This window comes from Pantoea sp. Aalb, from assembly GCF_009829985.1.
GTDB lineage: Bacteria > Pseudomonadota > Gammaproteobacteria > Enterobacterales > Enterobacteriaceae > SZZU01.
Genome location: NZ_SZZU01000002.1, coordinates 133,723 through 153,665, shown reverse-complemented (window position 1 = coordinate 153,665; position 19,943 = coordinate 133,723). Strand labels below are relative to the sequence as shown.

The following is a 19,943-nucleotide window of genomic DNA, read 5'->3' as shown; positions in this document are numbered from 1 at the left end:
TAGATAAAATTTTTAATCTATATAAATCAATATAAATATCTAAAATTATAGAGAATATTATTATTTAAATTGTGGTAAATATTTTTTAAAAATTTTATTTTAAAAATCAATAAAAATTATGCGATTTTTTTTACAGCTTGAACATATAGCATATCTAATGCTAACGTAGCAGCTGTTAAGGATGTTAAATTACTATGATCGTAAGCTGGTGCCACTTCAACAATATCCATTCCTATAATATTCATACCTTGCATACCACGAATAATATTAATAACCTTATTATTAGTTAATCCCCCTATAACAGGAGTTCCAGTACCTGGTGCATATGCTGGATCGATACAATCAATATCGAATGTTAAATATACTGGTAAATTACTTACTGTACATTTTAATTCAGATAAGATATTATCTACACTGCGGTTATTTGCCTCTAATGCATCTAACACATTAAATCCTAAATTTTTATCAAATTCAGTTCGGATCCCTATTTGTATCGAGTGATGCGGATCAATCAATCCTTCTCTTGGCGCTGTATAAAACATTGTGCCATGATCAAATGTTATCTCATTAGTAGAATTAGAGTAAGTATCTGCATGAGCATCAAAGTGTATTAATGCCATTTTGCCAAATTTTTTTGCATGTGCTCGTAATAAAGGTAAAGTGATGTAATGATCACCACCAAAAGTTAACATATGCTTACCATTCAATATAAGTCTTTCAGCATGTTTTTCTAATTTATTAGATAAATCTTGTATATCACCGATATTATAAACTAAGTCGCCACAATCTATTATATTCATATAATGACGCAAATTAAAATTCCACGGCCAACGACATTGTTCCCAAGCAAGATTAGTAGAAATTTGACGAATAGCACTTGGTCCAAATCGACTACCAGGTCTTCCTGAAGTAGTAGCATCAAAAGCTACACCAGTTATGACCCAATCGGCTTTACTTTTATACGGTTGAAAATTAATTGGAAAACGCATAAAACCAAAAGCGTTAGACACTAAAGAATAATCATGTTTATAATTTAATGTATTATGCATTATATCCTCTAAATATCCTCTAAAAAATATATTTTTAATTGTATATATAAAATATATAATATCATTTATTTTTTTATGAAAATGATGCTGAATATTTCTTAAGACTTTAAAAAAGTTAAAAATAAACACATAATTATATTAAAATATTAATTAAATTTAAGATAATTAAATATCTTATTTAATATAAATAAATTAATAAAAATATATAAAAGTGAAATTAATCTATTAATTAGATAGTGATTACTATCATGTACGAATATTAAATTCATATAGAAAATATATACCTATAAAATATCATAAAGTATATTACTCATCTTCAAGGTAAGTATATCCGTATAATCCGTTTTCAAATTCTTTAATAAATTGTTCACATAATTTATGGTCAATATCAGTTTGTTGTTTTACTTGATTACAAAATAACATCAATAAATCAATAGGATTTAACTGTACGTACTGCAGCATATCTGCTACAGTATCCCCTTCATCTGATAACTGTATTTCTACGCTAGAATCAGGTAAAGCAAATACATTAACAGCTTCAGTATCGCCGAATAAATTATGCATATTACCTAATATCTCTTGATAAGCTCCTACCATAAAAAATCCAAGCATCGGAGGATTATTAATATCGTATTCTGGCATAGGCATAGTGCTAGCAATACCATCTCCATCAATATAATGTTCTATGATTCCATCAGAATCACAAGTAATATCTAATAGTACAGCTCTTCGCTGTGGAGTTTTATTTAATCCTTCAAGTGGTAATACAGGAAATAACTGATCTATACCCCAAGCATCTGGCATCGATTGAAACAATGAAAAATTAACATATATTTTATCAGCCATTCGCTCTTGTAACTCATCAATAATAGGGCGATGAGCACGGTTACTTGGATCTAAATGTTGTTGTATATAATGACAAATATTTAAATATAATTGCTCTGCCCAAGCACGTTGTCCTAAATCGTAAATGCCTGAAGAATATCCTGTATGAATATCAAAAAGGTCCATTTGACTATCATGTAACCATTCACGTAAAGAACGACGTACATTTGTTTCATGCATTTCTTGCCAAGTATTCCATAAACTTTTAATAGGACGTGGTGAATCGATATCTGGTGTTTCAGGATTATTGTTAAATTCATTACGTTCAACTCCAATAATATTGGATACCAACACAGTATGATGTGCTGTTACTGCACGTCCTGATTCGCTAATAACTGTTGGATGTTTTAAACCATGTTCTTCACAGGCATCGCCTATAGCCCAAATTATATTATTTGCATATTCATTTAAACCATAATTGACAGAGCAGTCTGATTGAGAACGTGTTCCTTCATAATCAACACCTAATCCCCCACCAACATCAAAACATTTAATATTAACACCTAATTTCGCTAATTCTACATAAAATCGTGCTGATTCTCTAATACCGGTAGCGATATCACGAATATTTGCCATTTGGGATCCAATGTGAAAGTGTAGTAACTGAATGCTATTAAGTCGTCCAGCTTGATGCATAATATCAATTAATTTAAGGACTTGTGAAGCAGATAATCCAAATTTAGATTTTTCTCCTCCACTTGATTGCCATTTACCAGATCCCTGTGATGCTAAACGGGCACGAATACCAAGGCGTGGCACTACATTTAAACGTTCTGTTTCTTCTAGTACTAAACGGACTTCTGTCATTTTTTCTATTACTAGATAAACTTTATGCCCAAGTTTTTCCCCGATAAGTGCAAGGCGAATATATTCACGATCTTTATAGCCGTTACAGACGATTACTGAGCGAGTTTTACCAGCATGTGCTAATACAGCCATTAATTCAGCTTTAGAACCAGCTTCTAATCCTAATGGTTCACCTGAGTTAATTAAAGATTCAATAACTCTCTTATGTTGATTAACTTTAATAGGGTATACTAAGAAATAGTCTCCTTTATAGCCGTAGGATTCACGTGCACGTTTAAAAGCTGCATTAATAGAACGCAAACGATGTTGTAAGATTTGTGGAAAGCAGAAAAGAGCTGGAAGACGCTGACCATTAGCTTCCCGTTCTTTAACTAATTTAGCCAGATCAACACGGACTTCAGGGCGATCAGGATCAGGACAAACACTAATATGTCCTAATTCATTAACATCGTAATAGTTATTACCCCACCAAGCAATATTATAAGTACGTAGCATTCTACTAGCTTCATAGTTGTTTATAGCTACTTCCTGCATTGAGCGTAGGACACCTTGTTCGTTAACTGATAAACCCTTGATATCTTTCATGTTGCTAGACATCCCAAACCTCAATCTTTATTAAATTAAATTTATGAAATTTTTATGATATCCAGTAAATATTTTCTATAGATATTATCTATCAATATTTAATTTTTATGTAAAAATATTAAAATCATATATTAGACAACAATCATACTTTTATATTGATACTAAAAATTAATAAATATAAGATAAACAAAAAATCATTAAACCTTTTATTGAAATTATTATGGTAGTAATATATGAATCTAGATAAAAATAGAATTAAAGATTAAAAATTATTAATTTAATATAAAATTAAAGGTAAATAAACCATAAAACAATAACGTAAAAATCATCATTCAAAATATTTATTAAATAAAACATTTATTAAAACATATTATCCAACTATAGATAATAGACAAACAGCTCCATAATATATTTAATTAGTAAAATCAAAAATATTTTTTTCATTTGATGATTTAAAATCAAAATCCTTTGTTATGAATTTAATTTCATATTAGCCATTAAAAAAATATATTTTAAAAAATAAATAATAAAAATCTTTAATATTTAAGTTGAAAACTTATGTAAAATTTCAGAATAAATATTCTTAATATAAATAATTTAAATAAATATCTATATTGATTTAATACACTTCTGTTATATATATATTTCTTGTAGTATTAATTTTAAAATAATATTAAATACAGTTGTTTATTAAATTAAAAGTATTTAAATTAAGAATATTAAAAGGTGAAAAAAGATAAAATGACTAAATACCTATTTACTTCTGAATCTGTATCAGAAGGACATCCAGATAAAATTGCAGATCAAATTTCTGATGCAATACTAGATGCAATTCTTGAGCAGGATATTAAAGCACGTGTAGCATGTGAAACTTTTGTTAAAACAGGAATGGTATTAGTTGGCGGTGAAATTACTACTAGTGCTTGGGTTGACATTGAAGAAATTACTCGTAGCACTGTACGTGAAATAGGCTATGTCGATTCTAATATGGGATTTGATGCTAACTCCTGTGCTGTATTAAGTGCAATAGGTAAACAATCTCCTGATATTAATCAAGGAATTAAAAGTATTAATCTTCTAGAGCAAGGAGCTGGTGATCAAGGTATTATGTTTGGATATGCAACTAATGAAACTGATGTTTTTATGCCCGCACCTGTTACTTATGCACATCGTCTAGTACAACGTCAAGCTGAAGTTCGAAAAAATGGATTACTTCCATGGTTACGTCCTGATGCAAAAAGTCAAATCACATTTCAGTACGATAAAGATAAAATAGTAGGTATTGATACAGTAATTCTTTCAACACAACACGTAGAAGATATTACTCAAAATGATCTACGTGAAGCTGTTATGGAAGAAATTATTAAGCCTATTTTACCATCAGAATGGATTACTGTAAATACTAAATACTATATAAATCCAACAGGACGTTTTGTAATCGGTGGTCCTATGAGCGACTGTGGTCTCACTGGACGTAAAATTATTGTCGATACTTATGGTGGTATGGCTAGACATGGTGGAGGAGCTTTTTCTGGTAAAGATCCATCAAAAGTTGATCGTTCAGCTTCTTACGCTGCTCGTTATGTTGCAAAAAATATTGTTGCAGCAGGGTTAGCAGATAAATGTGAAATTCAAGTATCTTATGCTATCGGTGTAGCGGAGCCTACATCTGTAATGATAGAAACTTTTGGTATGGAAAAAGTAACTAAAAAGTTACTTATCTTTCTTATACGTAAGTTTTTTGATCTAAGACCGTATGGAATAATTCAAATGATGAATTTACTGAAACCTATATACAAAGAAACAGCTGTATATGGCCATTTTGGAAGAGAAAAATTTCCATGGGAGAAAACTGATAAAGCTATGCAATTACGTGAAGCATCCGGTTTTAAGTTGGATAATGAAACATTTTAATAATTCATTCAATATTATTATAAAAAATGATAACTTAAAATATTATCAATATATATATAAAAATTTTTATCACTATAATTTCTGATTATCAGGATATAAATATATAATTTTATTTTAACTTTTGAAATTGTATGGCATATTTCTATATTAGATATATAAAAAAAAATATTGAATTTATTTTTCATAAAATCTTAAAATATCTCTAAATTTAAAGAGCACCTATTAACATTCTAATTAAATAAAAAATACGTTTAAAACCTAAATATATTTCTAAATAATAAATATTTTAAATATTAATTAAATTAACAGTAATAATATACATTTATTTTTTTTAATTAATGCAAATTTAATATAAAAAATACTTATTATAGAATATCAAGTTCTCCAATCAATTAAACTTTACCCGTAAGTATGTTCCTTATATATTGTTACAAATGGATAAACTTCGGAGGTAATATGCCTGATGATACTAATAAAACTTTTTTAAATTCAAAAAAAAACATGACTTTATTTATTTGTTTTTTAGCTGCTTTAGCTGGTTTGTTATTTGGTTTAGATATAGGAGTTATAGCTGGTGCTTTGCCTTTCATCGCTAAAGACTTCAACATTACAATACATCAGCAAGAATTGATTGTTGGTTCTATGATGTTTGGCGCTGCTATAGGTGCAGTGAGTAGCGGATGGATCTCATCTCATCTGGGTAGAAAAAAGAGTCTAATGATAGGTGCTATTCTATTTGTAATGGGGTCTATATGGTCTTCTATAACACCAAATTCAGAAATGTTAATCATCGCACGATTGATTCTTGGTTTAGCAGTAGGTATTGCTTCTTATACTGCTCCTTTATATCTTTCTGAAATTGCTCCAGAGAAAAATCGTGGTAGTATGATTTCTCTTTATCAGTTAATGATTACTATAGGTATTTTAACAGCTTACTTATCAGATACTATATTTAGTAATATCGGTGCATGGCGATGGATGTTAGGAATTATGACCATGCCAGCTATTATGCTACTAATTGGTGTTAATTTCTTACCAAATAGTCCTCGTTGGTTAGCAGCAAAAGGTAATTTTCATGATGCTAAGCGTATATTAGATCGCTTACGAGATACTAATGAACAATCTAAACGAGAGTTAGATGAAATACGTGAAAGCCTGAAGATAACTCAATCTGGATGGTATTTATTCAAAAGTAATAGTAATTTTCGACGTGCAGTATTTTTAGGTATAATCTTACAAATGGTGCAACAGTTTACAGGTATGAATGTAATTATGTATTATGCACCAAAAATTTTTGAAATTGCAAATTTTACTAATACAACTCAACAGATGTGGGGTACAGTAATTGTTGGTTTAGTTAATGTATTAGCTACTTTTATAGCCATTAAATTAGTAGATCAATGGGGCCGTAAACCAACATTAGTTCTAGGTTTTCTTATAATGGCTATAGGTATGGGTATATTAGGCACTTTATTATATATTGGCATTTATTCATCATATACCAAATATTTCGCTATCATTATGCTATTAATATTTATTATTGGATTTGCTATATCTGCAGGTCCACTAATTTGGGTACTATGTTCAGAAATTCAACCATTAAAAGGTAGAGATTTTGGCATAACAGTATCTACAACTACTAATTGGATTGCAAACATGATTGTAGGTGCTACATTCTTAACCATGTTAAATACCTTAGGAAATGCTATTACTTTTTGGATATATGCCACATTAAATATATTTTTTATATTAATAACTATTACCGTAATTCCAGAAACTAAAAATGTTTCATTAGAGCATATTGAACGTAATTTGATGGCTGGTAAAAAACTTCGAGATATTGGCCAAGAGTAAAACAATACATAAAATCTAAATACTTATACATCAACATTAAATAAGTAGATATTTATAATTAAGTATATTTATATTATATTTAATATAGATTTTTATTTAAAAAATAATTTTGTTCATTAAACTATATTACTACAATAATATATAATCTAGTTAATAACTTTTTCTAATATTCATTTTTTTAATCTATAAATATCTATTATTTTTATGTTTATTTTTTTATATGATAAAATCATTCTTTTAATGTAATTAATATTATTTATTATTAATCATTTTTATTTATAATATAACATGTAGTTAATATTATAAATAATTTAATTTTTATGAACGTTGTTTTTTTATTACCTTATAAAAAAAACTTTATAATATCAGCAATCTTAAAAAGTCATTAATAGTAATATAATTAAATTTAAATTTCATTAAAAATTATTTATAACTTAATCCAAATATAAAAATAAAATAATTTGGTTATGAGCGAAAAGTTCATAATTAGAATTATTCCATTATTAGAAAAAACATTAAACAAAAATTTTAATAAACCTGCTATAGCATATAAATATATATATAGAACAAATAAATGATTAAAACTTTAATTATTAATATTATTTTTTAAAGTAGGAACTTGAACATCGTAAAAGTAATTTTACAACATAGTATAAAAATATTTTTTATTAGTTTGTATCAAATGATACAGTATAACGCTAATAGGAGTTTTATGCGTATACCTCGTATTTATCATCCTCATTTACTTGAAATTAATAATGAAATTATCCTTAATAAAGATAATTTACATCATTTATATAACGTCCTTCGGATGACACTTAATCAAGAAGTTGAATTATTTAACGGAAGTAATTTAAATTATAGTGCTAAAATTATTAAAATTAATAAAAAATATATTAAAGTAAAGATACTAAGAGAATATTATTCTAATTTAGAATCTCCACTATACATACACTTAGGACAAGTAATATCACGCAGTGAAAAAATGGATTTTATTATTCAGAAAGCTAGTGAACTTGGAGTGAATGTAATTACACCTTTATTTTCTAAACGTTGTATTATAAAACTTGATCGAATGAAATTACTATCGAAAATTAAAAGATGGCAAAAAATTGCAATTTCTGCATGTGAACAATGTGGTCGTAATTATATACCTCAAATTCGTGAACCTATGGTATTAGAAAATTGGTGTTCAGAATCTGATGATAGTTTTAAAATACACTTACATATAAAAGCTATAAAAAGTATAAGTAAATTACCTAAGTCAATAAATAATATTCGTGTATTAATTGGACCAGAAGGTGGATTATCTTCAGCTGAAAGAGTTATGGCTGTACAAAAGGGATTTATTAATGTTCTATTAGGACCTCGTGTGTTACGGATGGAAACTGCTACTATAACTGCTATTACAGCCTTACAAGTGATATTTGGTGATTTAGGGTAAAATATACAAATAATTATAAATTATTATATATACATCACCTATAGATTATTAAATAATATACAAAAGATAAGTGAAAAAAATATTTTGAGAGAAAATAATGATTAAACTTGGTATAGTAATGGATTCAATTTTTTGTATTAATATCAAAAAAGATACCAGTTTTGCTATGTTACTAGAAGCACAACACCGTGGTTACGAAATTCATTACATAGAAATTAACGATCTTTTTTTACGTAACGGTATAACTTATGCACATACTCGCTTATTAAGTATTGAACAAAATTATAAAAAATGGCATAATTTTATTAGTGAACAAGAAATTAACCTCGGTGATCTCGATGTTATCTTGATGCGTAAAGATCCACCGTTTAATACTGAATTTATCTATACAACTTATTTATTAGAACGTGCAGAGGAACAAGGTACCCTAATCATTAATAAACCTCAGAGTCTACGTGATTGTAACGAAAAACTTTATGCCTCTTGGTTTACCGATTTAATTCCAGATACACTTGTTACTCGTAATAAAGAAAAATTACGAGATTTTTGTTACGAACATGGCGATGTCATCTTTAAACCTCTAGATAAAATGGGAGGTATGTCAATCTTTCGTGTAACAAAAAATGATCCAAATATTAGAGTAATTATTGAAACTCTTACTAATTATGGTCAATCGTTTTGTATGATACAAAATTATCTACCAGCTGTTAAAAAAGGTGATAAACGTATTCTAATGGTTAATGGTAAAGCAATACCTTATTGCTTAGCTCGTGTTCCGCAAGATGGAGAAACACGAGCTAATCTTGCTGTTGGTGGGTTTGGTAAAGTATGTCCACTCAGCAATTCTGATTGGGAAATTGCTCATCGTATTGGTCCTACTTTAAGAGCAAAAGGATTGATTTTTGTAGGTATAGATATTATAGGTGATAAACTAACTGAAATTAACGTAACCAGTCCAACATGCGTATGTGAAATTGAATCATCTTTTTCTATTTCAATTACTGGAATGTTAATGGATTTTATTGAAACACAGTTAAATTAAATTTAAGATAATATCAGAGCATAAGCTCTGTAAATCTTTTAAAATTGGCATGTCATTATAATTAAATATGCCAATTACTTTGGACATATAAGTAAGAATGAATTTACAGCATAATTTTTTAATTGCAATGCCTTCACTACAGGATCCTTTGTTTAAACGTTCAGTAATTTATATTTGTGAACATAACGAAAAAGGTGCTATGGGATTGATTGTGAATAAACCGATGGATAATTTAACAGTTGAAGGAATTCTTAAAAAGCTAGAGTTAAATCCTTCAAAACGTAATCCGACTATTAGGTTAGATAAACCAGTATTTACCGGTGGACCGTTAGCAGAAGATAGAGGGTTTATTATGCATTCTGCAGAACGATTCTATTCCTCTAGTATTCGTATTTCAGATACTACAGTAATTACTACATCTCGTGATGTTTTAGAAGTTATAGGTACAGAAGAACAACCAGAACAAGTTCTTGTTGCACTTGGGTATTGCGCTTGGGAAAAAAATAAGTTAGAACATGAACTATTAAAAAATGTTTGGTTGACAACTCCTGCAGATATTAATACTTTATTTCATACTCCAATAGCTGACCGTTGGCGAGAAGCTGCGCGTAATATGGGAGTAGATATACATAACGTAATTAGCGATGCAGGACATGCTTAATGAGAACTGAAACAGTTCTTGGTTTTGATTTTGGCACTAAGCGTATTGGAGTTGCGATTGGTCAATCTATAACAGGTACAGCACGTCCATTAGCTTTAATTACAGAAAAGAATAAAATATTAATTTGGAGAAATATAAAAAAGTTATTAAATGAATGGAAACCAAATTTCCTAGTAGTAGGATTACCACTTAATATGGATGGAACAGAGCAATCTATATCTATAAAAGCTCGTAAATTTGCGAAACAATTACAAAATTATTTTCATATACATGTTGAGTTACAAGATGAGCGTTTAACTAGTATAGAAGCAAAAGCTAATATTTTTGAACATGGAGGTTATCGTGCACTACAAAGTAATATTTATATTGATTCTCAAGCAGCAGTTATTATATTACAAGATTGGTTTAAAAAATATTAAATTTACAGTATGTTAAGTATTACCTTAAATTAATACTTAATTAAGTAGATCTTAATCTATAGATATGAATCATTCACAAATATTTTTGTATGATATAAATACTAATAAAAAAGTATTAAATAGAATTTAAATTCTATTAAGATCTTACATATGAGCTCTAATCATATAAAGTAAATATATTATTTAGTGTTAAGATATTTACTTTATATGTATCAATTTTATTGATTTTTAGTTTTTAAAACTTCTTAGGTTATATGTATATAGACAAACCTTACAAATAAATAATATAATTTAATTATGACTTATATTAAAAATAATTTATATCAAGTACGCGAACGTATTAAGTTTTTAACTAAATATTACGGACGTGCATCAGAAACAATCAAACTAGTAGCAGTAAGTAAAAATAAATCCATAAGTGAAATCATAGAAGCTATTAATGCTGGTCAACAAGAATTTGGAGAAAATTATGTTCAAGAATGTATTGAAAAAATAATTAAATTAAAGAATTATCCTAAATTACAATGGCATTTTATTGGTCATTTACAAGCTAATAAGAGTCGTTTAATTGCAGAAAATATATCCTGGTGCCATACTATTGATGGAATAAAAATTGCTAAGCGCTTAAATAAGCAACGACCAGATTTTTTGCCTCCATTAAATGTATTAATCCAGATAAATATTAGTAAAGAAAAAAATAAATTTGGAATTCTACTAGAGGATCTAAAAGAGTTAGCGCAACAAGTGTCATCTTTACCTCGATTATCTCTACGTGGACTCATGGCTGTTCCTACTGCTTATGTAGATTACTATAGTCAATTAGAAGTTTATAAAAAAATGGCATTAGCTTTCTATAGTTTACAGAAAAAATATCCAAAAATAGATACACTTTCTTTAGGAATGAGTAATGATTTAGATGCAGCAATAGCTGCAGGAAGTAATTTAGTACGAATTGGCACTAATATATTTGGTGTAAGGGTATAAAAATTATGTATTCAATTTAATAATACATTAATATAAATACAATATTTATATAAATAATAATGATTCAACTATTAAACATTTAATATAATTGATATTATTAAATAAATTAATTCAAAATTAATAATTTAGTTATAAAAATTAAAAAAGTATATAAAATAATGATGCATAAAGTTGTTATCGCTACTAATAACCGAGATAAAATTAGTCAATTAACTGATATTTTATTAAATTTTCATTTTGAAATAGTAACACAAAGAGAGTTAGGTATTGATTCAGTAAAAGAAAGTGGTTTCACTTTTATAGAAAATGCAATTATAAAATCACGCTATATAGCACAAATCACAGGTTTACCAACAATTGCTGATGATTCAGGGTTAACAGTAAATGCTTTAGATCATGCTCCAGGAATATATTCCGCACGTTATGCCGGTGAATTTACAAGTGAACAGCGGAACAGAGAAAAATTATTAAACGAAATGAAGAGTGTACCACACGGTAAACGTCAAGCACAATTTCATTGTGTATTAGTTTATATGAAACATTCTAAAGATCCAATACCATTAATATCTTATGGTAGTTGGATAGGTGAAATTACCTACAAAGCTATAGGGATAGGTGGATTTGGCTATGATTCTATTTTTTATATACCATCTTTAGGCAAGACAGCAGCCGAATTAAGCGATAAAGAAAGATACTTTATTTCTCATCGAGGTAAAGCATTAAATCAATTGATAAATATGTTATCTAATGCTTAAATTACCCCCATTAAGTTTATATATTCATATACCTTGGTGTATACAAAAGTGTCCATACTGTGACTTTCATTCACAACCGTTGAAGGGTCGACTACCAAATATTAAATATATTAATCATTTATTGCATGATTTAGAACAAGATTTACAACATATTTCAAATAATCGTGAAGTAATTAGTATTTATATTGGGGGTGGTACCCCAAGCTTATTAAGTAATAATGCAATACAGATGCTTATGGATGGTATACGCACTAGATTACTATTGAATGAAAATTCAGAAATTACTATAGAGATAAATCCAGAAATAATAGATTCGAATAGATTTATAAAGTATCAAAAAACTGGTATTAATCGTATTTCAATTGGAGTACAAAGTTTTAATTCAAAAAAGCTAAAATCTCTTGGACGAACACATAGTTCTAAAAAAGCTAAAGAAATAATTAATTTAGTATCAAAGATGAATTTTAAGAGTTTTAATATTGATTTAATGTATGGCTTACCAAATCAATCTTTAGAAGAAGCTATACATGATTTATGTCAAGCTATTGTTTTAAATCCACCTCATTTGTCTTGGTATCAACTAACAATTGAGGCAAATACGTTATTTAATTCATACCAACCATCACTTCCTGATGATACTACGTTATGGAATATATATAAAAAAGGTAATCAGTTATTAACTGCTGCAGGATATCATAGGTATGAAATTTCAGCTTATGCTAAACCTGGATATTATTGTAAACATAACCTTAACTATTGGCGCTTCGGAGATTATCTTGGAATTGGATGTAGTGCACATGGAAAACTAACAAAACCAAATGGATGTATAATCCGTATAGTAAAAAATAAATATTTATATAGTTTTATGAATGGTAAATATATTGATACACAATATCAACTAAATAACGATGATAAAAAAATTGAGTTTTTAATGAATCGTTTTAGATTATTTGAAAATATTCCGTGTTCAGATTTCTACAAATATACTGGATTACATGAAACAGTCATTGAATCTCAAATTAAAAATGCAATTGCTTCTGGTTATTTATTAAAAGTGAAGAATTATTGGAAAGTAACTAAAAAAGGAAAATTATTTTTAAATTCATTACTTGAATTATTTTTATAACTTATACGCTATTATTCACATGACATTATCGTATTACAAATATTCCTTATTATACAATGTTTTATATAGTAAGTTCACTAAATACTATACATTACTTACTAATATGTAGTAATATATATTACTTTAATAAAAAAATTACTATGTAACTCTTGTAAAAAATAGCTCCCAAATATTATTTCCTAATAGAGATGCACGTTTTTCAAATTTAGTTAAAGGACGAGTTTTTAAAATTAATGGATAAGGACCATCAATTTTTAACTCATTTATATAACAGTCTATGCTATTAATAATTTTTAAGATATGATTAGCATAAGTTCTAGAATCAGTTATAATATGAAAAACACCTCCTATCTGGAGTTTTTTTAGTACTAATTGAGCAAATGATAATTGTAATATACGACGTTTATTGTGACGAATTTTATGCCATGGATCTGGGAAAAAAAGTTGTACTATAAATAATGTGTTATCTGGAATCATTTCTTGAAGAACTTCAATTGCATCATAACAAATCATGCGTAAATTTTTAACTCCCGCTTCTTTAGCTGAAGCTAGACAAGCGCCTATACCTGGTATATAAACTTCTATTCCCAAAAAATTTATATGAGGGTTATTTTTAGCCATTGCTACTAATGAATTACCCATGCCAAAACCTATTTCCATAATTAACGGAGCATCGTATTTAAACAATGTAACTAAATTTATTAGTTCTTTTTTAAATCCAATACCTATTTCTGGCCAATGATAATAAATAGCAAACTGCTGTTTTTTTGTTAAACGCCCTTGGCGACACATAAAACTACGAATATGATGTAATTTTTGATTATTTTTATTCAATTTTAATGTAATTAAATTATTTATTTTGCTAATACGTTGATATTTACTTCAGTTATTTTTTAAATTTTATCTATTAATTAATATATAGGTTAATAACTACATGTTCAAATACATTTATTTAAAGTTTCCTTTTATAAGTTAAATCTTTTATCAGTCATAATAAATATTCATTAATATCCAATAATTAGCACTTATAATGTTATTAGACACTAAACTAATTAAATGTATATACATATATTTATAAACGTATTTAATATTGCATATATAACTAAATTATATATGCAATATTAATAAACTAAAAAATGTTATGTATATTGATAAATTAACATTTTTATCGATTACATGTCATTTAAAAAATCTAAATAATAATCTTAATTTAGCTAAAGGATAAAATATTTATGGGACGTATTATTTTTTGTACTTATTTACAACGTCATGCAGAAGGTCAAGATTTTTGTTTATATCAAGGAGAATTAGGAAAGCGTATATATAATGAAATTTCAAAAGAAGCATGGCAGGAGTGGCTAGTTAAACAAACAATGATAATTAATGAACAAAAACTAAATTTAATTCATCATAAGGATCGTAAAATTATAGAAAGCGAAATGTTGGTTTTCTTATTCAAAGAAAAAAATATATCTGTGTAATAATGTAAACCTTATTGATGATTAATAATTAAAACTCAAAATATCATAATAATATTATTATAGGTTATTACTTTAGTTTTAAATTAATATACCATTAATAATAGTTAAAAATATTTTTAGAATAATTAAACAGAATAAAATAGCCTTCCTTTACAAGGCCACAAGAAAAATATAATAGTTTATATATTATATATAGTTATCTTTAATTTATTTTATAAATAGCATTTACTTTTAAAAAACTTAATAAATCTATATTTACATTATCTTAATTAGTTATAACAAAATCAAGTGGCGCATTTTTATATATGATTATTTTCTACACTATGTACTATTTTACTAGTAGATTTCAATGGTAATATTTGATCTTTATCAGTATGAATAATTAATGTCAATCTAGGTAAGTTAAATAAATCTACATAAAAATTAGTTTCAAAAAAATTTTACACAGTCTATCATCCCTTTTAAAGCAGCAATAACTACGATATTCAAATTTTGAATCAAAAATTCATCAGATACTTTATATCCAATATTATTAATTCCATAAAATGAAAGAAGAAAATTTTTAATAAATGAAGATATATCTTCATTTTAAGATTGTTTTATATTATCAAATACAGATTTTTCTATTCTATTTAGATAATATTTATTTTAATTTAAAATCCAAGTAATACTAATAATACTAATCTTTTTATTTTTTTATCTCATAAAACATATGTAATTAAAAACATCACCGTCTCCTATTGTTGAAAATACTACAAGGATAATACTATTGAGCTATAAATGTTCTATAAATATATAAATATCTCTTTAGCAAAGGTCTTGTGATCATAACCTTACTATGATTGTTCGAAACGTCCGAATTCCCGGTAATCAAATACAATTACTCGGTAACCATAATTCTTTGTAACCATAATTGGTAAAAAAAACATCTGACTATCTCACAATCTAAGTCTAGTGACCAGACATAACTGAATAAAATTAGTTGTTTTTGCACCAATTTCGATAATAAATATTTATATTATCTTTCGATTTTTTAAAAAAAAATTATAAGATCATTTATATTAAAATATTTAAGTGAATAAATTATTAAATATTTTATAAGTACTATTAAAATTGATTAAAAAAAGTGTAACAAATAACATTTGATAGATTTTAAAAGTAAAATTATTTAATGAATCTATATCTATATCTATATCTTATCATGAATTTTAAATTCATTTAAATAATGATTAGTTACTTTAAATAATTTTACTAATAGTAAAATTTACTTGTTAGCTGAAAATTTAATACTAACCTTAATATATATAATAAATATTTTATATTTTTAATTAAGCTAAGATTAAATAGGACTAAAAATGAATAAACTGAAAGGTGGTAGAGGTAATTTTGCTATGGATCATGAAAGAGCTCGTGAAGCTGGTAAAAAAGGAGGAACTGTAAGTAGCGGAAATTTTAAAAATAATCCAGAACGTGCTGTCAAAGCTGGACGTAAAGGAGGGAAAAAAAACCGACGTACTTCAGATTATAATGTAGCTAATTGATTACAGTATAAAAATACTATCAGCTATAGAAATTTTTCTAAGGATATATTTATGAATAGCGAAGAAAATTTTCTCGACTGGGTTAAAGATGCACATGCCATGGAAAAACAAGCTGAAAGCATGCTAGAAAAAATGGCATCTCGTCTTGAATCCTATTCTTCTTTTAAAGAACGGATTGAAGAACATATTAAAGAAACTCATGAACATCAGATATTAGTACAAAACATCATCGATCATTATTGTAGCTCCCGCTCATTATTTAAAGATGTTGCCGGAAAACTTTGTGCATTTGGTCAATCTATAGGTGGAATGATGGCTAGAGATGAAATAATAAAAAATGCCATTAGTAACAATGTTTTTGAACACTTTGAAATTGCAAGTTATACATCTCTAATAACTGCAGCTCTTCATATTAATGACACAAAAAGCGTACAAATATTTAAACGTATTCGAGAACAAGAAATTGCTATGGCTGACTGGACAATTACAAATTTACCAAATATTACAGAACAATATCTTATTAGATCTGATATATAGAATAATATTATTTTAAAATTTTATCGTAAAACAAATAAAAATACTTTAATGAGGGCTACATGATAAATTAATATTTGTCATGTAGCCCTTAAATTAAGATAAATAAAAATTATATAATGCCCGGACGCGGAATCGAACCACGGACACGGGGATTTTCAGTCCCCTGCTCTACCTACTGAGCTATCCGGGCAAAACTATTTAAACTTTTAGTATAAATTTAGTATAAATATTAATTATAACCTCTTATTACATAACTTCTTTTTTAAAATTTCTTTAAAAAAAAGACAAAATCATTTTTAAACATTCCAATTAATGAAATTAATTAATAATATATGATAGATTTAGAATCTTTGCAATTAAATTATAGTAATATTATTACTATCTAAATAATAACAATATTGTGAAACCTATTTTCACTTTTATTTTATTAAATATATAATTTTTAATTATATATTTAATATTAAAATTAAATATATTTTTTCTTTTTAATATAATTTATATTTAATTTAACTAAATCAAAATATTAACTTTGAAAGTTAAATTATTTTCTAATTTTGGATATTTTCATTATTTATCTATAATCTAAATTTATTTATATAATTATAAAACTTTTATTTATATAAAATTAGTGTTAATGATCAGAAATATTTCGGAAAATTACATCAGGATAACGTTCTTGAATAAGACTAAGATTTACCATAGTTGGTGCTATATAAGCAAGATTACAATTAGCATCAAGTGCTAGGTTACTTTCATTTTTATTCTTAAATTCAATAAACTTCTTAACATCATTGCACTCTATCCAACGTATAGCTGAGATACTAACTGATTCATAAATTATATCAATGTTATATTCAGTTTTCAACCTTACTATTACTACCTCGAATTGCAAAATACCAATAGCTCCTATAATTATTGCATTAGTATTTAATGGACGAAATACTTGTATAGCTCCCTCTTCTGATAATTGAATTAATCCTTTTACTAATTTTTTTTGATTGAACGGATTACATAGAAGAACACGACGAAATAATTCTGGAGCAAAATTTGGAATGTTAATAAATTGTAAATTTTCACCTTGAGTAAAAGTATCGCCAATTTGAATAGTTCCATGATTATGTAGTCCTATAATATCTCCTGGATAAGCTTTTGTTATCTGGAAACGATTACTTGCCATAAAAATTAATGCATCAGATACAATGATATTTTTACCAGTACGTACTTGATATAACTTCATGCCTTTATTATATATACCTGAAACTACACGCATAAAAGCAATTCTATCACGATGTTTTAAATCCATATTGGCTTGAATTTTAAAAATAAAACCAGTGAATTTATTTTCTTTAGATTCTACAGTACGAGTTTTGGTATTACGAGGAAGCGGTATTGGTGCCCACGGGATAAAGCTATCTAGCACATGATTAACTCCAAAATTACACATAGCACTACCAAAAAATACTGGAGTAATTTTACCATTAAGGAACATGTTTTTATCAAAATCAGGTAATACTCCCTTCATGATAGCAATTGTATTGCGTAGTTCCTTGGCTAAATCAATCCCTATAACTTTATCAAGTTTTGGATTATATAATCCTTTAACAACATACATATCCTCCAAAATTTCTTTATAATGTTTAGAAGTATATAAATAAGTCTCATCATTGTAAAGATGATATACACCTTTAAATTCTTTGCCATAACTAATTGGCCAAGTAATAGGAACACATGTAATTTTTAGCTCATTTTCTACTAAATCTAGTAATTTTATTGGATCATAAATTTCACGATCAAGCTTATTCATAAAAGTAATAATAGGTGTATTACGCAAACGAGTAACTTTTATTAATTGACGTGTACGACTTTCTATTCCTTTTGTAGCATCTATTACTAATAAACAACAATCAACTGCTGTTAACGTACGATAAGTATCTTCAGAAAAATCATTATGTCCAGGAGTATCTAATAAATTAATAATTATTCCACGATATAGAAATTGAATCACAGAAGTAGTAATAGAAATACCTCGTTGTTTTTCTATTTGCATCCAATCAGATTTAATCTGTGATTTAGTATCATGTTTTTTACCTTTATCATATATATAAATATTTTGTTGTCTAAGTGACAACATTTTTTCAGTAATAGTAGTTTTACCAGCATCTGGATGTGAAATGATTGCAAAGGTACGTCGTCGCATTATTTCTTGTAAAAAATTAGAATGAGACATAAATAAATTCTTCTTCTTTCTTGCTAATACTTTTTAAACCTACTACTAATAGTAGTATTTAAATATAATATTTATATCTAAATTCAAAATTTTTATATCAAAAAATTTGATTATATGTATTACAATAAATAATACCTATTATTATAATTTATTACTATTGATCAAATAGCATTTTTAAATTAAGTAAATTAGTTTTGATAAAAAAAATAAGTTTAATATAAAGTAAATAACCATTAATTATTATACAAATAATTTTAATTATAGAGATATAATGATCAAATATCATATATAACTCATTTTACTAAAATGAATTATAATTTGTCTATCTTTATATTAATAATTTTTTTTATTCTTATATAAAAGAAATAATTAAATATTTAGTAGTAATTAATACTTAATAGTTAAGTGATAAAAATCAAATATTAACTAACTATAGCAGTATTCATAATATGAAGATGAAATCAATTACTATAATTATTTTCTCCTAATAAAAAATATAATGATAATGGCATTGTGTTATATTATAAAATAATATATATCTATATTATGTTTGATAAAATAAGATGTATTATATACATAATATAAATATCTTATTAAATTTTTTCATAATTAATATTATTATGGTAAATAAA

General features: G+C 26.5%; 16 protein-coding genes and 1 tRNA gene. 12 read left to right on the top strand and 5 right to left on the bottom strand.

Annotated features, from left to right (window positions below):
- Positions 1-116: 116 nt before the first annotated feature.
- Both speB and speA read right to left on the bottom strand, forming a co-directional pair.
- Complete coding sequence (speB, locus tag FD728_RS03125) at positions 117-1,049, bottom strand: agmatinase (RefSeq protein ID WP_159934732.1); 933 nt, start codon at positions 1,047-1,049, stop codon at positions 117-119.
- 306 nt (positions 1,050-1,355) lie between these two features.
- A complete protein-coding gene (gene speA, locus FD728_RS03120) occupies positions 1,356-3,338 on the bottom strand; it encodes a biosynthetic arginine decarboxylase (RefSeq protein WP_159934730.1) in 1,983 nt (660 codons plus the stop codon).
- 729 nt (positions 3,339-4,067) lie between these two features.
- On the opposite strand from speA, the gene metK reads away from it, so the two are divergent.
- The 9 genes from metK (at position 4,068) to hemW (ending at position 13,525) form a co-directional block, all read left to right on the top strand.
- Entirely contained in the window at positions 4,068-5,240 is a 1,173-nt protein-coding gene (gene metK, locus FD728_RS03115; RefSeq protein WP_159934728.1) for a methionine adenosyltransferase, read from the top strand.
- Positions 5,241-5,696: 456 nt separating this feature from the next.
- Positions 5,697-7,094, top strand: a complete 1,398-nt coding sequence (locus FD728_RS03110) for a sugar porter family MFS transporter (RefSeq protein ID WP_159934726.1) — start codon at positions 5,697-5,699, stop codon at positions 7,092-7,094.
- Between the two features lie 712 nt (positions 7,095-7,806).
- Positions 7,807-8,538, top strand: a complete 732-nt coding sequence (gene rsmE, locus FD728_RS03105) for a 16S rRNA (uracil(1498)-N(3))-methyltransferase (protein WP_159934724.1) — start codon at positions 7,807-7,809, stop codon at positions 8,536-8,538.
- 97 nt (positions 8,539-8,635) lie between these two features.
- A complete protein-coding gene (gshB, locus tag FD728_RS03100) occupies positions 8,636-9,580 on the top strand; it encodes a glutathione synthase (RefSeq protein WP_159934722.1) in 945 nt (314 codons plus the stop codon).
- A 97-nt stretch (positions 9,581-9,677) separates the two neighbouring features.
- Positions 9,678-10,241 (top strand): YqgE/AlgH family protein, encoded by a 564-nt coding sequence (locus FD728_RS03095; protein WP_159934720.1) that lies wholly within the window; start codon positions 9,678-9,680, stop codon positions 10,239-10,241.
- Positions 10,241-10,660: a Holliday junction resolvase RuvX gene (ruvX, locus tag FD728_RS03090; protein ID WP_159934718.1), complete on the top strand. Its 420-nt coding sequence runs from the start codon at positions 10,241-10,243 to the stop codon at positions 10,658-10,660. The genes FD728_RS03095 and ruvX overlap by 1 nt, the downstream gene beginning before the upstream one ends.
- A gap of 297 nt (positions 10,661-10,957) precedes the next feature.
- A complete protein-coding gene (locus tag FD728_RS03085; RefSeq protein WP_159934716.1) occupies positions 10,958-11,644 on the top strand; it encodes a YggS family pyridoxal phosphate-dependent enzyme in 687 nt (228 codons plus the stop codon).
- Between the two features lie 161 nt (positions 11,645-11,805).
- Positions 11,806-12,399, top strand: coding sequence for an RdgB/HAM1 family non-canonical purine NTP pyrophosphatase (gene rdgB / locus FD728_RS03080; protein ID WP_159934842.1), 594 nt, complete (start codon positions 11,806-11,808; stop codon positions 12,397-12,399).
- A complete protein-coding gene (hemW, locus tag FD728_RS03075) occupies positions 12,392-13,525 on the top strand; it encodes a radical SAM family heme chaperone HemW (RefSeq protein ID WP_159934714.1) in 1,134 nt (377 codons plus the stop codon). The genes rdgB and hemW overlap by 8 nt, the downstream gene beginning before the upstream one ends.
- Positions 13,526-13,663: 138 nt before the next feature.
- On the opposite strand, the gene trmB is transcribed toward hemW, so the two are convergent.
- Positions 13,664-14,383, bottom strand: a complete 720-nt coding sequence (gene trmB / locus FD728_RS03070; RefSeq protein ID WP_159934840.1) for a tRNA (guanosine(46)-N7)-methyltransferase TrmB — start codon at positions 14,381-14,383, stop codon at positions 13,664-13,666.
- A gap of 374 nt (positions 14,384-14,757) precedes the next feature.
- Here trmB and FD728_RS03065 point away from each other — a divergent pair, with 374 nt between their 5' ends.
- The 3 genes from FD728_RS03065 (at position 14,758) to FD728_RS03055 (ending at position 17,084) form a co-directional block, all read left to right on the top strand.
- Positions 14,758-15,006: an oxidative damage protection protein gene (locus FD728_RS03065; RefSeq protein ID WP_159934712.1), complete on the top strand. Its 249-nt coding sequence runs from the start codon at positions 14,758-14,760 to the stop codon at positions 15,004-15,006.
- A 1,355-nt stretch (positions 15,007-16,361) separates the two neighbouring features.
- Positions 16,362-16,547 (top strand): general stress protein, encoded by a 186-nt coding sequence (locus FD728_RS03060; protein ID WP_159934710.1) that lies wholly within the window; start codon positions 16,362-16,364, stop codon positions 16,545-16,547.
- A gap of 51 nt (positions 16,548-16,598) precedes the next feature.
- Positions 16,599-17,084, top strand: a complete 486-nt coding sequence (locus tag FD728_RS03055) for a ferritin-like domain-containing protein (protein WP_159934708.1) — start codon at positions 16,599-16,601, stop codon at positions 17,082-17,084.
- Positions 17,085-17,201: 117 nt separating this feature from the next.
- Here the strand turns inward: FD728_RS03055 and FD728_RS03050 are convergent.
- Together FD728_RS03050 and prfC are read right to left on the bottom strand one after the other, a co-directional pair.
- Positions 17,202-17,274: transfer RNA gene (locus FD728_RS03050), tRNA-Phe, on the bottom strand.
- A gap of 441 nt (positions 17,275-17,715) precedes the next feature.
- The gene (gene prfC / locus FD728_RS03045) at positions 17,716-19,311 is read right to left on the bottom strand and encodes a peptide chain release factor 3 (RefSeq protein WP_159934706.1); all 1,596 of its coding nucleotides are present in this window, start codon (positions 19,309-19,311) and stop codon (positions 17,716-17,718) included.
- Positions 19,312-19,943 lie beyond the last annotated feature (632 nt).

What these genes read in the sequence shown, in the direction of transcription:
- speB (WP_159934732.1), bottom strand. Translation starts at nt 1,049, where the DNA reads ATGCATAATACATTAAATTATAAACATGATTATTCTTTAGTGTCTAAC.
- speA (WP_159934730.1), bottom strand. Translation starts at nt 3,338, where the DNA reads ATGTCTAGCAACATGAAAGATATCAAGGGTTTATCAGTTAACGAACAA.
- metK (WP_159934728.1), top strand. Translation starts at nt 4,068, where the DNA reads ATGACTAAATACCTATTTACTTCTGAATCTGTATCAGAAGGACATCCA.
- FD728_RS03110 (WP_159934726.1), top strand. Translation starts at nt 5,697, where the DNA reads ATGCCTGATGATACTAATAAAACTTTTTTAAATTCAAAAAAAAACATG.
- rsmE (WP_159934724.1), top strand. Translation starts at nt 7,807, where the DNA reads ATGCGTATACCTCGTATTTATCATCCTCATTTACTTGAAATTAATAAT.
- gshB (WP_159934722.1), top strand. Translation starts at nt 8,636, where the DNA reads ATGATTAAACTTGGTATAGTAATGGATTCAATTTTTTGTATTAATATC.
- FD728_RS03095 (WP_159934720.1), top strand. Translation starts at nt 9,678, where the DNA reads ATGAATTTACAGCATAATTTTTTAATTGCAATGCCTTCACTACAGGAT.
- ruvX (WP_159934718.1), top strand. Translation starts at nt 10,241, where the DNA reads ATGAGAACTGAAACAGTTCTTGGTTTTGATTTTGGCACTAAGCGTATT.
- FD728_RS03085 (WP_159934716.1), top strand. Translation starts at nt 10,958, where the DNA reads ATGACTTATATTAAAAATAATTTATATCAAGTACGCGAACGTATTAAG.
- rdgB (WP_159934842.1), top strand. Translation starts at nt 11,806, where the DNA reads ATGCATAAAGTTGTTATCGCTACTAATAACCGAGATAAAATTAGTCAA.
- hemW (WP_159934714.1), top strand. Translation starts at nt 12,392, where the DNA reads ATGCTTAAATTACCCCCATTAAGTTTATATATTCATATACCTTGGTGT.
- FD728_RS03065 (WP_159934712.1), top strand. Translation starts at nt 14,758, where the DNA reads ATGGGACGTATTATTTTTTGTACTTATTTACAACGTCATGCAGAAGGT.
- FD728_RS03060 (WP_159934710.1), top strand. Translation starts at nt 16,362, where the DNA reads ATGAATAAACTGAAAGGTGGTAGAGGTAATTTTGCTATGGATCATGAA.
- FD728_RS03055 (WP_159934708.1), top strand. Translation starts at nt 16,599, where the DNA reads ATGAATAGCGAAGAAAATTTTCTCGACTGGGTTAAAGATGCACATGCC.
- prfC (WP_159934706.1), bottom strand. Translation starts at nt 19,311, where the DNA reads ATGTCTCATTCTAATTTTTTACAAGAAATAATGCGACGACGTACCTTT.